Raw genomic sequence first — 14,619 nt, 5'->3', positions numbered from 1 at the left:
ACCGGAACCATCTTTTAAGTGCCTAATTTTTAAAGGTCTTTTTATTAAACTGTCCATTTTATAGGGTACAGTTCATTTTGGGATTGCGTTCTTTTTTGTTAATAATTCAACCTGTATCACCGTCGGCTAAACTTTGTATAAGATTAGTAACTGTTTGAGTTCCAACTGAAGTATGTGTGCTTACTGCTAGAAATGTAATCAACAGCATTCCTAATAATACTTTTTTCACTTTAACGCCTCCTTTTTAAAAATTTCTTTTTTAGCTTCATAACTTAAATAGAAATATTTGCTTCCTTGTTCAAAATTTCCTTCGTTATGAAACTGAACTGCTAATGCCTCGGTATATTCTTGAACGTACTCCCATAATCTTTCTGTTTTAAAGTAGTCCATTCCTGCTAGTACTCCTTTTTCTAGTTTTTCAGCAGGAGATTTTTTGTTCATTTCTCTTAGGATTGTAAAGCGATATTGATACTCTTTGTTACCTAAGTCATTGCAGATGGTTAACCCTTTTTCAATGAGTTGGGATGCAATTTCTTCTTCTTTTAGTTTGACATGTTCTTTTGCTTTAACAAAAATTGCTTTGTAATGATGAGGCTTCTTCTCAACAACTTCTGATAAATATCGAATTGCTGAACTAGAAATATTTTGACTGGCATACATTAAACCCAAATTATGACGAACTAATAAGATTGCTTTTTCATTTTCTTGCTTTTGGAATGTCCCCATTGCCGTAATAAAATGTTCTTCAGCAAGTTCAAATTCTCTTAAATGTGTACAAGCTAAACCTAATAAATTATCGCAATAAGCTGTTTTGAGTTCATAACCAGTGTGTTCAGAAAATATATCTCTAGCTTTCGTCCCATACTTTATGGCTAAGAGTGCTTGGTAAATATGATAATGATATGTTGCTAAATTATAGTAAAATTCAGCTTGTTCAAGTTCATCAGAGATGTGATTAAGTAATACTTCAGCTTTATCATAGTGCTCTTTAGCAAGATTATAATTACCGATTGCGTTAGAATGAATGGCTTTATAAAAATGATAGTAGTAAGCTAGGGAATTATCAGTTGGCATATCAAAGGATTCAATTTTATCAAAACTATTTTTTGAAATACTCAAATTATCTACTAAATAGTTATATCCGAAATCTAGCAGGTAATAGTAGAGTAATAAGCTTGAGTCTGCCTTTTTATTGGGAATAAGAGTATCAATTTCTTCTTTTAAACAATGGGCATTATTTATATTACGTGAACGTATTTCTTGATACCAATTATTTAATAGTTCTTTAATTTGTTCATTCCCCTTAACTTTGACATTCATGAAAACCCCTCCTTTTTCAAATATTCTTATAAATAATGATAGCAGGAATAAAATGTAATGGAAATTAAGTTTCTATATTTCTCAACATTTGTCTAACAGTTTTATTTTTAAAGCAACAAATAACCAAAAGTTGTGTTTATTGACACGCCCCTCCTAAAAGTGGGAGCGCTGTCGCACCGTAGTGAACTTTCTCGTTTGGAACATCTGTAATCGGTCAAATCTAGAATAATAACGAAATTTCTAAGAGATTCAAATGTGGAAATATGGGGGGAATGAGGAAATCTAAAAGAGCAAATACATTAGTATTATTTTCTGATCATACAAAAGGTATTTACGATGATCGTTGGAATGAAGATATACTATATTACACGGGAATGGGGAAAGAAGGGGATTAAGTTCTAGAAGGAAATCAAAACAAGACTCAACATGATTCTAATGAAAATGGAGTAGGCGTTTATTTATTTGAAGCGTTTGAAACAGATAAACATATCTTTATGGGGCAGGCAAGTAAAGCTTATAGAGCAATCTTTTCAAGAGATTCAGGAGGATACGCAAGGAATCAATAGAAAAGTATGGGTTTTTCCAATCCAGTTATTGGCTAAGAATGTAGTACTTCCTAAGAATATTGTTCAGATTCGACAAGAGCAAGAAATGAAAAAAGCAAGAGGATTAAATTATGAAGAACTAAAGGACCGTGCTACAAAGGTAATATCTATTAGTAACAAACGATTTACAAAAAACGAAAACATATCAGCGTAATGAATATGTAGCTGAGTTGGCTAAGAGGCGTGCACAGGGTATATGTGAATTGTGCGAACAGCACGCTCCTTTCAAAGATAAATAAGGGAATCCATATTTAGAAGCTCATCATGTAAAATGGCTATCGGATGGTGGGGAAGACTCGATTTATAACACTGTTGGAGTATGTGCAAATTGTCATCGCAAGTTACATGTGTTAAATAAAAATGAAGATGTTGCGAAATTAAAGAAAAAGCTAGAGCAGAATAAAACGGGAAGATGAGATAACGCAAAAGAATGAAACGATATCAAGGAAGTGATTAGCGATGAAGAAAAAAGTATCGGTTGTTGGAGCAGTAATATTCAATGAACAAAATGAAATACTATGTGCATTACGTTCTCCTACAATGTTATTACCTAACTATTGGGAATTTCCTGGTGGGAAAATTGATGAAGGAGAAGCGCCGGAAGAAGCACTATTACGTGAGATTAAAGAAGAGCTAGGTTGTTTTATTACTGTAGGTGAAAAAATAGAAGAAGTTGAGCATGAGTATGAGAATATTATTGTTCATCTAACTACATATAAAGCATACATAGAGTCCGGTGTGCCTAAAGCACTTGAACATGCAGAACTCAAATGGGTTAATTTATTAGAGCTAAAGTGGGCCCAAGCGGATATTCCGACTGTAGAGGTCTTGTGTTTATAATTTAAAATGCTAGGTCTATTATAACGAAAAAGAAACCGGATTTGTACTGAACTGCACCCAAATTGTTAATTGTGTCTAACGATTGGGGTGCAGTTCAGTAATCGGAGTCGATTTTATTTATTACATAGCGCGCTTAGTCCGTTTTAAATAGAATCAGACGGAAGTATAGGATCTACAGGATGAACCACACCAACAAACTCACGATTTCTAACCTGAGCTCTTGCTACATGAAAATAATCCCCTACATTCGCTACAATTCGGTAATGTATCGGGTCTGGTGGAAATACCGTGTCTCCCGGTAAATCCACCCACGAAAACGTAGAATTAAAGGTATAGAGCGTCTCGTCACCCGTATTAGTTCTATAGTTTCCGGATACAAGTATATCTGTAAGTGGTACATCATTACGGAATAGCTGATACGTAATGGCATCGACACTAAAAGTAACTTCATCTCCTGGAACGGCAAAAATTTCTGTACCGATTGTTGCATCTAGTTGAACGCGTGCTCTTTGTCCTGCTACTGCTTCGGTGGGAACTCGTAGCTCCATAATCGTGATATTGCTCGCATTTTCCGGAACGGAAACGGAACCAGGAACTGAACAAGAAATCGCAGTATGGTTACAATTTCTTCCGTTATTTAAGCTCACGAATAATCACATTCCTTTACTTATAAATTACGCATAATACAATAGATGGAAATTTATTTCATTTCACTTGTATATTTACCTACCGTACATGCTATGTGCGATAGAGTACCTCGTAAAGGGAGGTGTTTTTTGTTTAATCGAGACTTCACACCCACTTTACACTCCGTTAATATCTATCTATTAAAATTTTACATGTAAGGCGAAAAACAAACGTAAAAGGGGGGCTTAATAATGGTGCAAACACATTCGAACTTATACGAAATATCAATGTCAGGCGGACAGGAGTTAATGTGGTATAACGTGGAGGTCAAACAAGGTAAGCATACATACGAATTCGAAATCTACCGAGTGAGTGATACCATTTCGGTGTTTTATGTAGATCAGTTCGAAAGACAACTGGCAATAGCTAGTACCGAAGAGATGCTGATGATGTTAGTTTACGAGGAAGACAAGATGCGTTATAGACACATCGTAGGGGATGCGGAGTGGTTATTGCTGGACGGTATACATAATCATCGAGGAATGACGAGTGAAGAGGAATCAGCGTTTTTGTACCTGAAGGACAATGTATTGGATGAAATGGTAGCAAAATTGGAAGCGTAAAAGAGAACCGCCTATATAGGCGGTTTTTTGTTTCGTTAGTTTCATGTATCTAATGATATATGAAACTAACTGATAATGTATTTAACCAAAATACTGTGAGTAAAAAAATAAAATGAGGAAAATTAGTGTTTTACCTAATAATCTATTAAGTAAATCTACAGGAATAAAGAGTTCACCGAGTGTAATGTTTTTGAGATTATTTAAATTTTTCTTTTTTAATAAACCTTTTAACGTTTGAAAATCTATCTTATTTGAAAAAGACCAACCTGGCTTAGCTTTTGTATCTGAATATACCTTAAAAATAACATGAATACCATAAGATTTTATACCACTTATATTTAATAATAGAATGAACCCTAAGATGATTAACCAAGTCATTTTGAGCACCTCGCTTTGATATTTAATATTATGATATTAAATGCGTTGAGAAAGTGTGCTGTTGTCCATGAAAAATGTTGCGAATTTGTTGCGATTATGTTGAGAATAATATGATACTACTATTGATTTTGAAGGCCGAGAAGACTTTCGAAATTTTATTTTGCTAGGCACCTGAAAAATCCGTGTATCAAAAAATAACTTTAGGTCTTAAAAATGCTGTATCGTTAGAAAATTATATTATAGGATTAAAACAAGTTTTACAAAATGTGAAAAATATCCAAGAGCACCCAGCCTCTACACTAGCAACGTTTCTCGAAAAAGGAGCGTGACGGTTCTCAAAAGAAATTGAAGAAATGTATCCAACACCGAAAAATGAATTAAAATCCTTTGTACAAAGGGAGCTTTTATCTGGTAGCTAGCAAATTAAAAAATTTTTTGGTGAACTTTACATTGAGAAATATTGAAAATGGGAGTGATTGAAAATGGCATATCTATTACAAGTTGATTTTCCGTTTGAAGGTCCTTTTGGTGAAGAGATGGCAAAAGCATTTTGGGATTTAGCAAATAGTATTAACGAAGAAGAAGGGTTCCATTGGAAAATATGGACAGAGAATCAAGACACAAAAGAAGCTGGAGGTATCTATGTATTTGAAGAAAAACAAGATGCTGAAAAATATGCTGAAATGCATAGAAACAGACTTCAATCGTTTGGTGTTAAAGATATTAGGGTAAGAATTTTTGACATCAATGAAAAGCTAACCAAACTTAATCATGGTTATGTTAAATAATGAGGAATACGGCACGGCATTCTCGACAGTTGAAGTAAGGGAGTGATTATTATGAAAGGGGTTAAAAGAAAAAATATAATTATCTTGGTATGTCTATCGGTGTTAGGTGGCTTAATATTTCTTTTTACATCTAATAAAGATTCTAAGATTGACGATTTTCCTGTACCGATGTCAGCCATTTATATTAAAGAGGATAAACCGAATGTTTATAGATATTATAGTATTATTCCTATAAACAAAGCTAAGGGATGGAAATATCTTGGTGAAAATGGTCATACTATAGAATTTCAAAAAGGTAATAGAAAAATAATTATTTTGCATCTACCAGAGGATAGAAATTATTATTTATATGAAGAACAATAGGGTCAATATACTATTTGTAAGTTGAAATTTAGTGGATATTTTCTATAGAAGTTATATATAAATATTAATGGTAAGATGTTTGAATCTTAAATGTATCGAAGGATATAATAGATGTCGAAGTGCAGGGAACTCGAATATTTAGTCCTACTGGAAGAACCGGCGGACATTGAACTATAAAGAGCGTTAGCAATATTGCTCTGTAGTTTGGTGTTCGCTTTTTTATATTTTATTAATAAAATAGACAAGGAGTGTTTATGTATGAATCAATTAACTTTCTTGCCAAAGATTGATCGTAAAGCAACGCATGCTCGCTTAGAAAAGATTCTTGAAGACGTTCGTATTTATAGACAGTTTGGGATGATCAGAAATGAGGGTTACAGCTTCTTGTGAAATAAGATATTATGGCCCAACAAAAATGGTAGGTAAACTAGCTGAAGAAGTTGCTTTGGCCAATTTGGAATTGAGTAAGCGAGAGGAAAGATAAAAACGTCTATCTTTTCAGATTGATAAGACGTTAAGTCGTTTTAGTAAGAATCAGAGAGACATTATTATAAAGCGTTATGTAGAAGATGAAGAAGTATTTGACTACATGGTTTATAACGAGAGTGGCATGAGTGAGTATACAGATAGACGTAATAAGTCTAGCTAGCTTTTGCTCTTAGGTTAGAAGTGTATGAGGTAGAAAGTCAGTATGGAGGGGAGGATCTATGAATTTTGTTCAACCTATTCGTGATCCAGATCAAATACAACAAATTAAAGAGCACCTCAAGGAAAAGAATGAGCGTAATTATATTCTTTTGGTAATGGGAATTAATACAGGATTACGTATTAGCGATATTTTCAAATTGAAGGTAGGAGACTTAAAAGGTAGTCATATTTCAATGAGAGAAAAGAAAACAGGAAAGCAGAAGCGTATTCAATTGACTCCAGCATTGAAAAGAGAATTACGATGGTACATTGAGGAAAGAGAAGATAATGAGTATTTTAAACTTAATAATAGAGAAGATTATTAAGTTTGAAATTGAGTATGATAAAAAGAAGACAATTATTAGTGATTGATATAATTTAGTTTAGATATCTTATTCGGTCATACCAATAAAGGGGATTTTGGTATACAGTAATTACATAATATGAATAGTTGTGGAACGGTTCCTACAATTTATGAATTTTTTATACCTGCGTGTTAGTTGTATTGAAGTTAGTTAGCTAGTTCTTCTTTCACTATGTTTAATATCACATTTTTGCCTTCTTCATTAAGGGTAGCTAAAATACTCCTAAACAAACTAATAAATAGTTAGAATTGCTCCTGTCATTTCTCATGGAAGTTACTAAAGAAAGTATGTTATTAATTACAGATTCAAAAATTAGTGCATTATTATCAATATTAAATGAAAGCTCCTCCTTGTTTTCTTGATCTTTCCTTTCGATTTGTTTATGTAAATCTCTCATCCATTTACTTTCAAAAGTTTTTTTGTGAATAAGCTGGTCTCCTTGATAAGCAGCATTTAAAGGGTGCCGCTGTTTATTACATAATGGTGGTATGATTTTCCTCTGAATAAGGAACTTATTCAGCTAACGGGCGCTTTAATTGAACAAACTGCTAAAGCTAAAAGGATCTTCAATCAGAAGATCCTTTTAATATGCCTATAATGAGAAGTTATGTTAACCTAACATGACAATGAGAATAGCTGGTTTTAAAAATATTTAGAAAATCCAGTTGACGGCATATCTACTACGTGTTACGATTTTCCTGTAGTAAGTCACACTTGATACTGACACCACTGAATAGTTAGGTTGCAAAAAAAATTAAGAAAAATAGTTGACACTTTCTACTCGGTGATACAATATACATGTAATAAGTAATACTGAATAGAGTGATTTCCCAAAAGCTATTTAGTAAAAATTCACCTTAGTACTCTGTTGTACTGAATATAAGTCAGACAAAATAGAGGAGGATCTAAACATGGAAAATTTAACTGAAATGCTGAAGGGTTCGCTGGAAGGCTGCGTGCTGGAAATCATCAGCCGCCATGAAACCTATGGCTACGAGATTACCCGCCGCCTGAACGAGCTTGGCTTTACCGAAGTCGTGGAAGGGACGGTCTATACCATCCTCGTGCGATTAGAAAAGAAAAAACTTGTGAACATAGAAAAGAAACCGTCAGATATGGGGCCGCCCCGCAAGTTTTACTCACTTAATGAGGCTGGCCGCCAGGAACTTGAATTGTTTTGGAAAAAATGGGATTTTGTATCATCAAAAATTAACGTCTTGAAGTCAATCTAGCTTCATAAGATATTACGTCCGATATTTTTGGAGTGTCTTGTTCAGCTTTATAAAAAAGGAGGAAAAATAACATGATGGAAATGTTCAAAAAAATGATTGGTGATAAAAAAGAGTACAAAATGATGATGGCACGGGTTGGAGCCCTGCCAGAGGACTACCAGTTTGTATTTAAGAAAATTCGAAACTACATGTGGAATTTCTCAGCGGGCAACGGGATGGATATGCTACACATACAGTATGAATTAATCGAGTTGTTCGAAGCCGGTGCGGCGGAAGGCAGACAAGTGCTGGAAATCACTGGGGAGGACGTGGCGTCCTTTGCTGACGAACTAGTGGCAAACGCTAAAACCTATGTCTCCAAGTATCGTGAAGATTTGAATCAGAGTATCATGAATCGATTGAGAAAAAAATAAATGCAATAGATAATACCGACTGATTAGCTGATTACAAATGTGAATTGCCGCCATCGCTATTCAGTTATATTTTTAATTTGGTACTAAGTAATACGGATTATCAGTAAGACTAAATAGGAGAGTGTAGGCAATCTAGCTTCGCAAAACATTTTTTATAAGGAGGAAAAAAGTATGAGCAATGCAGCGATTTCTGTAAAAGGGTTAAAAAAATCTTTTAAAGACAAGGAGGTCTTAAATGGGGTGGATTTTGAGGTGCAGCGTGGCTCCATTTTCGCATTGCTGGGCTCAAATGGAGCGGGCAAGACGACGACGGTCAACATCCTCTCGACGCTGATGAAGCCAGATGGCGGCGAAGTAGGTATTTGCGGCTTTGACGTACAGCGTCAACCGGATTATGTTCGCCAGAGCATCAGTCTGACAGGACAGTTCGCAGCTTTAGACGGTATGCTCACCGGGCGAGAAAACCTGATGATGATTGCCAAGTTGCGTGGAGTTTCCAATCCCGCTCAAGTCGCTGATAATCTGCTTGCAAGATTTAGCCTGACCGATGCGGCCAACCGCAGGGCAGACCAGTATTCAGGCGGGATGAAGCGCCGGCTTGACATCGCCATGAGCCTGATCGGGACGCCAGCGGTCATTTTTCTCGACGAACCGACAACAGGGCTTGATCCCGAAGCGCGGATTGAAGTATGGGATACTGTCAAGGAGCTTGCCGGCGGCGGCACAACCATCTTGCTGACAACCCAGTACCTGGAGGAAGCCGAACAACTGGCGGACCGTATCGCTATCCTGCATGGCGGAAAAATTATCACGACTGGTACCCTTACTGAACTCAAAGAGATGTTCCCGCCAGCAAAAGTGGAGTATATCGAGAAGCAGCCGACATTGGAGGAAATTTTCCTCGCAATCATCAGTAAAAAGGAGGAGATATAAATGAAAAGCAAAACAGGGGTGTTACTAGGGCGTTTAATGCGCAACATTATGCGCAGCCCGGATACGATTATTACGGTAGCGATTACGCCGATTATGATGATGCTGCTGTTTGTCTACGTATTTGGCGGCGCCATAGAGACAGGCACGGACAACTACGTCAATTATTTATTGCCGGGAATCTTACTGATGGCTATCGCATCCGGCGTCGCTTACACTTCACTGCGGCTGTTTACGGATGTAAAGAGCGGGCTGATGGCGCGTTTCATTACCATGCCCATCAAGCGCTCGTCGGTATTGTGGGCTCACGTGTTGACCTCGCTTGTTTCCAATGCGCTTACTATCGTGGTGGTTATCCTCGTCGCCCTCTTGATGGGCTTCCGTTCCAGCGCTGATATCCTGGATTGGCTCGCGGTAGCTGGGATACTCGGGATGTTTACGCTGGCGCTGACATGGCTTGCTGTCATTCCCGGGTTGACAGCGAGGTCTATGGAAGGGGCGACGGCCTACTCGTACCCGCTGATTTTCCTGCCGTTTATCAGTTCGGCCTTTGTTCCTACCGAAACTATGCCTAAAATTGTCCGTGCGTTCGCTGAGAACCAGCCCGTGACTTCAATCGTGAATGCGATTCGTTCCCTCTTGTATGAAGGGTCTGTTGGCAACGGTATCTGGATCGCGCTTGCTTGGTGCGTCGGCATTATGGTCATCGCTTACTTCTTCGCCAGTAAAGCATTTAAACGCCAGTTAGGGTAAGTACACCATCGGTTCGGTGTCTCATGGCAACTAAAACTTCCGAAATAAAATATATGTTTGGAAAAGCACGGGAAATTTTTCCGTGCTTTAATTATTTGTCATGTTCTCAGGATAACTATTGTCGATATAACACCTTCATGTTTTTTAACAATTGGGCGCTATTGCGGAAGATCTAAGGTGAAAAATGAACAAACTTTTTTATAAAATCGAAACTCAAATCTTTTTTTAAACAGGCTCTTTCTTTTTGTTCGTTTTTCAAGGTTATTTGCATTAATTTGAACAAACTTTATTCTAAAACAATAGCTTAAAAAAGTAATGTGTCTAACTTTGGCTTTTGTTTTGTTACTCTATCTTTATGTATTTGGCCAGATTGCGGAGTGACGGATTGCGCAAATAATGGAAACTTGAAATCATTTGGGGTACCGTCATATGCCCATCAACTTAAGAATATCAACTACCCTCAATTGTACAAAAACGTTATTCTTTCTAAACAAGGTTATTAGAAAGGATGACGCCTTTTTGTATTTAAGGGTATTAAAATCTCTTAAGGTGAGGGTATGTATGATGATTGGTTGGTTGATTGATTTTGCCACATATTAGGTGCTTTTTTACGGAATATTCAAAATAGCATCTCGATGGCATAATATTATATTGCTTATATTTACGAATGCTTAACATTGGATTAATCCGATATTTACATTATTTGGGTATTATAAAGAAGTAAACAAGTAACAAAAAATACAATGTGAATAGGAGGGAACTTAAATCGATTCAAATGACAGAAGTTGGGCATAGTGTAAACTTATTTGAATTTTTTATTTAATAAAAATCTATCAATCATTATATAAAAATAGCTTAGTAGTCTTATTGATAAGTAGGATATTTTAATGACGGTAGTAAATAAAATGGGTCTATTGATGTATTTTTATCTGAATTTTCTAATTTGATTATTTCAACCTTATGATGATAGTAGGAGGAAATTTTGTGTGATAGTATGTGGGGTGTAAAGTGTAGAAAATTCTGAAAAGGGGATGTGGATTGGATGTTCAAACTACTGTAAATAATAAAGTTACAGAACTATTAAATCATTATTTTCATCGAGTGAAGGTGAATCTTGTAGAAGAGGAAAATCAAAGAGAATTATATGAACATGAATTGATTAATGAACTATTCCCGTTGTTTAATGTTGCAGGAAATGACAACATGAATAGAGATTTTCTAATTCGCTTTCGTTTATTTGTAAGGGAGATTATTTCAGAGCAAGAACAGAAAATGAAAGAACTTGAAAAAACAAGAGATGAAGAGATAAATGTATTTGATTTAGTAGAGCGAAAAAAGATAATGAACTTTATGATTAATTGAAGTTTGAATTGTATTAAAGTTTAAATAAAAATATTTAGAGTGATTAATTATATCCAATAAAGGGCCCATGTACGCAAAAACATCCATTTTAGTAAACTTAAGGAGATCGTTTTTATGAAAACTACCGACTCAAAAAGTCTATGGGGAAATACAATTTATTTACAAGTTTTCTCTGCGTATTCACTGATTATGCTCGGAGTATTTATTGATATGTTAGCCATTATGACCATTGTTGGTTTTGAATGGGAAGTAGACCCTACCATGATTGGATTGATTCCCGTTGCGTATGCACTTCCTGGAATTTTATTTAGTTCATGGGCAGGTGTGATTGCTGATCGCTTTAGAAAAATTCCAATTATGATGTTTAGTAATCTAATGGTTGGTCTATTAACAATTGTTCTTTTATTTGTCCAAAATATTCATTGGCTTTTGTTAGCTTTAATGATTCGATCCATTTTTACCGTTTTCTATTATCCTGCACAGCAAACACTAACACGACAAATTGTATCCCCTGATTTGCTTACCAAAGCGGTAAGTATCAACGGTATAGTTGAGCAAGGAACCAAGATAGTGGGTCCGCTTATAGGTGGAGTGTTACTGAGCTGGTTTCAGCCAGAGTTTTGTCTTGTAATAAGGGCAATATGTAGTTTACTAGCTGCTTTGGTTTTATTGCCCACAATAAGGTTTAAGGAATCTCTGTCAAGAGAATATATAGAAAAGCAACAGCAAAGCACTTGGACTGCTTGGTTACAAGGTTGGAGTTATGTATTATCCAATCGGATGATATTATCAACCATGATTTTCTTTACAATAGGTATGGCAGTATTACAATTAGTAGACTCGCAGTTCCCTACTTTATTTAAGAGTTTGTTCCCAAATGATAAGAGTAAAATGGGATATATCATTTCTATTATTGGTATTGGGGGAATACTTGGTGCATTCTTAACACAAAAAATAAAACATTTTCAATACGGTTGGGTAGTATGTGGGGGCATTGCTTTAATGGGAATTGGCTTTGGTGGAATTAGTCTGATAAGTCTGGTAAGTCCCGGTACATCCCTTATTTTTGGCTATCTGATTAGTTTTATCGCTGGTATTGGAAGTGGACTTATGCTTGTATCCAATCAAGTCATTCTGCAAATAGAATCTCATCAAGAACAGGTCGGAAGAGTGTTTGGAATTCAAAGCAGTTTAGCAAATGCAGTCCTCATCATTTCTCCAGCTATGAGCGGACCACTAGTTCACCTTTTCGGAGTAATTCAACTCTATCTTTATGTAGGTATTGGGCTCATCATCATTGGAGTAATTGGGGTTTCATTACAAAAATATTTTTGGGTTAAACATGAAAACGAACACATAAAAGTAACTAATCTTTGAAGGGAGATTTCTTTATGTCCAATGAGGAGCGTTATCTTTTAAGTCATCCACAGAGGAGAATATGGTATACAGAAGTTATTTATTCAGGTAAAGGTATATGTAATCTAAAATTCTTGTTCAAGATCCATCGAAAAATGGATTATTCATTATTAAATCGAGCCATGAATCGTGTTATTAGTGAAAACGATGGTTTGTGTATCAGGCTGAAAGAACATGGACATCAGGAACCTGAGCAATATTTTGTTAAACATCAAGAACGAGAATTTGACTTCTTTGATTTCAGTTCCGAGAGAGATTCAGATTTGCTGGAAAAATGGATTGAGCAGAAGGCGCAAGAGACGTTTACGTTATTTGATTCTGATTTATACTATTTCGCTTTAATAAAATTAAGCGATAATGAGTGTGCCGTCTTTGGCAATGTCCATCACATTATCATGGATGGTTTATCAATCCAAATTTTTACTAGTCAGATTGCTAAATATTATCATAAGTTTCATAGTGAGACAGATGTGAGCATACCTAGGAACTCATATGTTCAGTTTCTAGTCAATGAACAGACATACTTGAACAGCAGTCGTTTTCAAAAGGATCAAAACTTTTGGTTAGAGGAATTCAATACACTTCCATCCGTGACGGGATTGAAACCCTATGATGCTTACCAAGTTAGTACGAGAGCATCACGTGAGACGTTTACATTATCGGAACATTTGAAGAAAAAGATAGAAAAATTTTCTGAAGATTACAAATTTAGTGTATATACTTTTTTTGTTGCTGCGCTTTCGTTGTCGATGTATCGATGGACCTCATCGCTTGATATTGCCTTGGGAATGGCTTACGGCAATCGTATGACTAAAATGGAGCGGGAATTAATTGGAATGATGGTGAGTACAGTTCCTCTAAGAATGGATATCGATCCTGAAGAAGAAGTACTCTCATTTATTGGTCGAGTGTCTAGAAAACAAAGTAAATCATTACGACATCAGAAATATCCATTTGATTTGTTATTAAAGCAGATTAATAAAGAGAATAACAGTAATGTTCGACTTTTTGGAACTACGATTGATTATAGAGAACGTGCTGAAAGTGGTGACTCTCTTTGGATTCCAAATCGTGAAGAGGTGCAAGACTTTGCAGTACATATCGAAAATTTGACTGATATAGACTCTTTACAAGTACATGTTGATTATCGTGAAGAGCTATTTTCCAAAGAAGAGATAATTCGCTTTTTTAACACCATGCTAGCATTAATGGAAAACACATTTAAAAATCCGAAGCAGAAGGTTGCTGAGATCGAAATCATTTCAGAAGAAGATAAAAGAAAAAGTCTAGTAGAGTTCAACGATCCTAAGCTTGACTTTCCACCTCAAGCAACCATCCATGAGTTGTTTGAGCAGCAAGCGACGATTTATCCCAATGCCATTGCAGTTGTGTATGAAAAGGAGGGGCTTACCTATAGTGAGCTTAATGAACGTGCGAATCAGTTAGCTCACTATCTACAGAAAAAGGGAGTAGGACCTGATTCATTGGTTGGGCTTTGTGTTGAACGTTCTCTTGAAATGATTGTAGGTATTTTGGGGATTCTGAAGGCTGGTGGAGCTTATGTTCCACTTGATCCAACATATCCAGAGCAGCGACTTCAGTATATTTTAGAGGATGCGAGCATTCAGTTAGTCGTAACGCAAGAGAGTTTAAAAGAATCGAAATGGTTACCAGAGAATATTAAATCGATTTGCCTTGATCGAGATCAGGTTGAGATTGAGAAAGAAAGTACTGCTTTACCGATTTCTGATGTAAGTCCCCAACATCTCGCTTATGTGATCTATACTTCGGGATCAACAGGGAATCCGAAGGGAGTTATGGTAGAACATCACAATGTGAGTCGTTTATTTAAATCAACGGAATGTTGGTATCAGTTTGATGAAAAAGATACTTGGACGCTTTTCCATTCTTATGCGT

At 36.0% G+C, this 14,619-nt stretch carries 17 protein-coding genes and 3 pseudogenes; 16 read left to right on the top strand and 4 right to left on the bottom strand.

The window, feature by feature from the left end; genetic code table 11:
* Positions 1–106: 106 nt before the first annotated feature.
* Positions 107–229: a hypothetical protein gene (locus tag JDS96_RS32915; protein WP_018768008.1), complete on the bottom strand. Its 123-nt coding sequence runs from the start codon at positions 227–229 to the stop codon at positions 107–109.
* Complete coding sequence (locus JDS96_RS27590; RefSeq protein WP_199668691.1) at positions 226–1,320, bottom strand: response regulator aspartate phosphatase; 1,095 nt, start codon at positions 1,318–1,320, stop codon at positions 226–228. Before JDS96_RS27590 ends, JDS96_RS32915 begins: the two co-directional genes overlap by 4 nt.
* Before the next feature lie 272 nt (positions 1,321–1,592).
* Between JDS96_RS27590 and JDS96_RS32545 the strand changes: the two genes are divergently transcribed.
* The 4 genes and pseudogenes from JDS96_RS32545 (at position 1,593) to JDS96_RS27580 (ending at position 2,765) form a co-directional block, all read left to right on the top strand.
* Positions 1,593–1,715, top strand: coding sequence for a hypothetical protein (locus JDS96_RS32545; protein WP_029427407.1), 123 nt, complete (start codon positions 1,593–1,595; stop codon positions 1,713–1,715).
* 67 nt (positions 1,716–1,782) lie between these two features.
* Positions 1,783–2,079: a restriction endonuclease gene (locus tag JDS96_RS32540; RefSeq protein ID WP_242480003.1), complete on the top strand. Its 297-nt coding sequence runs from the start codon at positions 1,783–1,785 to the stop codon at positions 2,077–2,079.
* 139 nt (positions 2,080–2,218) lie between these two features.
* Positions 2,219–2,341: pseudogene (locus JDS96_RS33140) on the top strand (HNH endonuclease); the annotation flags it as partial.
* 43 nt (positions 2,342–2,384) lie between these two features.
* Positions 2,385–2,765 (top strand): (deoxy)nucleoside triphosphate pyrophosphohydrolase, encoded by a 381-nt coding sequence (locus tag JDS96_RS27580; RefSeq protein WP_199668690.1) that lies wholly within the window; start codon positions 2,385–2,387, stop codon positions 2,763–2,765.
* A 143-nt stretch (positions 2,766–2,908) separates the two neighbouring features.
* Here JDS96_RS27580 and JDS96_RS27575 read toward each other — a convergent pair whose 3' ends face one another.
* Positions 2,909–3,412, bottom strand: a complete 504-nt coding sequence (locus JDS96_RS27575; RefSeq protein ID WP_199668689.1) for a hypothetical protein — start codon at positions 3,410–3,412, stop codon at positions 2,909–2,911.
* 231 nt (positions 3,413–3,643) lie between these two features.
* On the opposite strand from JDS96_RS27575, the gene JDS96_RS27570 reads away from it, so the two are divergent.
* Positions 3,644–4,015 (top strand): hypothetical protein, encoded by a 372-nt coding sequence (locus tag JDS96_RS27570; protein ID WP_199668688.1) that lies wholly within the window; start codon positions 3,644–3,646, stop codon positions 4,013–4,015.
* Positions 4,016–4,096: 81 nt separating this feature from the next.
* Here JDS96_RS27570 and JDS96_RS27565 read toward each other — a convergent pair whose 3' ends face one another.
* On the bottom strand, positions 4,097–4,393 hold the full coding sequence (locus JDS96_RS27565) for a hypothetical protein (protein WP_199668687.1): 297 nt from the start codon (positions 4,391–4,393) through the stop codon (positions 4,097–4,099).
* 482 nt (positions 4,394–4,875) lie between these two features.
* On the opposite strand from JDS96_RS27565, the gene JDS96_RS27560 reads away from it, so the two are divergent.
* The 11 genes and pseudogenes from JDS96_RS27560 to JDS96_RS27510 form a co-directional block, all read left to right on the top strand.
* Positions 4,876–5,181 carry a monooxygenase gene (locus JDS96_RS27560; protein ID WP_003203177.1) on the top strand — a complete coding sequence of 102 codons (306 nt, stop codon included), beginning with the start codon at positions 4,876–4,878 and terminating at the stop codon, positions 5,179–5,181.
* A gap of 51 nt (positions 5,182–5,232) precedes the next feature.
* The gene (locus tag JDS96_RS27555) at positions 5,233–5,544 is read left to right on the top strand and encodes a hypothetical protein (protein WP_033799306.1); all 312 of its coding nucleotides are present in this window, start codon (positions 5,233–5,235) and stop codon (positions 5,542–5,544) included.
* A 258-nt stretch (positions 5,545–5,802) separates the two neighbouring features.
* Positions 5,803–6,255: pseudogene (locus JDS96_RS32535) on the top strand (ArpU family phage packaging/lysis transcriptional regulator).
* A pseudogene (locus tag JDS96_RS27545) lies at positions 6,252–6,527 on the top strand (tyrosine-type recombinase/integrase); the annotation flags it as partial. The pseudogenes JDS96_RS32535 and JDS96_RS27545, both read left to right, overlap by 4 nt.
* 980 nt (positions 6,528–7,507) lie before the next feature.
* Positions 7,508–7,828, top strand: a complete 321-nt coding sequence (locus JDS96_RS27540; protein ID WP_016131412.1) for a PadR family transcriptional regulator — start codon at positions 7,508–7,510, stop codon at positions 7,826–7,828.
* A gap of 71 nt (positions 7,829–7,899) precedes the next feature.
* Positions 7,900–8,241, top strand: coding sequence for a DUF1048 domain-containing protein (locus JDS96_RS27535; protein ID WP_199668686.1), 342 nt, complete (start codon positions 7,900–7,902; stop codon positions 8,239–8,241).
* Between the two features lie 171 nt (positions 8,242–8,412).
* Complete coding sequence (locus tag JDS96_RS27530) at positions 8,413–9,174, top strand: ABC transporter ATP-binding protein (protein ID WP_098136245.1); 762 nt, start codon at positions 8,413–8,415, stop codon at positions 9,172–9,174.
* On the top strand, positions 9,175–9,924 hold the full coding sequence (locus JDS96_RS27525) for an ABC transporter permease (protein ID WP_199668685.1): 750 nt from the start codon (positions 9,175–9,177) through the stop codon (positions 9,922–9,924).
* Between the two features lie 1,038 nt (positions 9,925–10,962).
* The gene (locus tag JDS96_RS27520; RefSeq protein ID WP_006097453.1) at positions 10,963–11,286 is read left to right on the top strand and encodes a hypothetical protein; all 324 of its coding nucleotides are present in this window, start codon (positions 10,963–10,965) and stop codon (positions 11,284–11,286) included.
* A 114-nt stretch (positions 11,287–11,400) separates the two neighbouring features.
* A complete protein-coding gene (locus JDS96_RS27515; protein WP_003209780.1) occupies positions 11,401–12,663 on the top strand; it encodes an MFS transporter in 1,263 nt (420 codons plus the stop codon).
* Between the two features lie 14 nt (positions 12,664–12,677).
* The coding region (locus JDS96_RS27510) for a condensation domain-containing protein (RefSeq protein WP_199668684.1) at positions 12,678–14,619 on the top strand (1,942 nt) is incomplete at its 3' end.

It is taken from the genome of Bacillus cereus group sp. N21, assembly GCF_016483395.1.
GTDB classification, from domain to species: Bacteria; Bacillota; Bacilli; order Bacillales; family Bacillaceae_G; genus Bacillus_A; species Bacillus_A pseudomycoides.
This window is presented reverse-complemented; position numbering and strand designations above follow the sequence as displayed.

Bases quoted from the DNA above. Each gene is read 5' to 3' on its own strand.
- JDS96_RS27570 (WP_199668688.1), top strand. From the start codon at position 3,644: ATGGTGCAAACACATTCGAACTTATACGAAATATCAATGTCAGGCGGA.
- JDS96_RS27560 (WP_003203177.1), top strand. From the start codon at position 4,876: ATGGCATATCTATTACAAGTTGATTTTCCGTTTGAAGGTCCTTTTGGT.
- JDS96_RS27525 (WP_199668685.1), top strand. From the start codon at position 9,175: ATGAAAAGCAAAACAGGGGTGTTACTAGGGCGTTTAATGCGCAACATT.
- JDS96_RS27565 (WP_199668687.1), bottom strand. From the start codon at position 4,393: ATGACTTGGTTAATCATCTTAGGGTTCATTCTATTATTAAATATAAGT.
- JDS96_RS27580 (WP_199668690.1), top strand. From the start codon at position 2,385: ATGAAGAAAAAAGTATCGGTTGTTGGAGCAGTAATATTCAATGAACAA.
- JDS96_RS27590 (WP_199668691.1), bottom strand. From the start codon at position 1,320: ATGAATGTCAAAGTTAAGGGGAATGAACAAATTAAAGAACTATTAAAT.
- JDS96_RS27515 (WP_003209780.1), top strand. From the start codon at position 11,401: ATGAAAACTACCGACTCAAAAAGTCTATGGGGAAATACAATTTATTTA.
- JDS96_RS27535 (WP_199668686.1), top strand. From the start codon at position 7,900: ATGATGGAAATGTTCAAAAAAATGATTGGTGATAAAAAAGAGTACAAA.
- JDS96_RS32545 (WP_029427407.1), top strand. From the start codon at position 1,593: ATGAGGAAATCTAAAAGAGCAAATACATTAGTATTATTTTCTGATCAT.
- JDS96_RS27540 (WP_016131412.1), top strand. From the start codon at position 7,508: ATGGAAAATTTAACTGAAATGCTGAAGGGTTCGCTGGAAGGCTGCGTG.
- JDS96_RS27530 (WP_098136245.1), top strand. From the start codon at position 8,413: ATGAGCAATGCAGCGATTTCTGTAAAAGGGTTAAAAAAATCTTTTAAA.
- JDS96_RS27555 (WP_033799306.1), top strand. From the start codon at position 5,233: ATGAAAGGGGTTAAAAGAAAAAATATAATTATCTTGGTATGTCTATCG.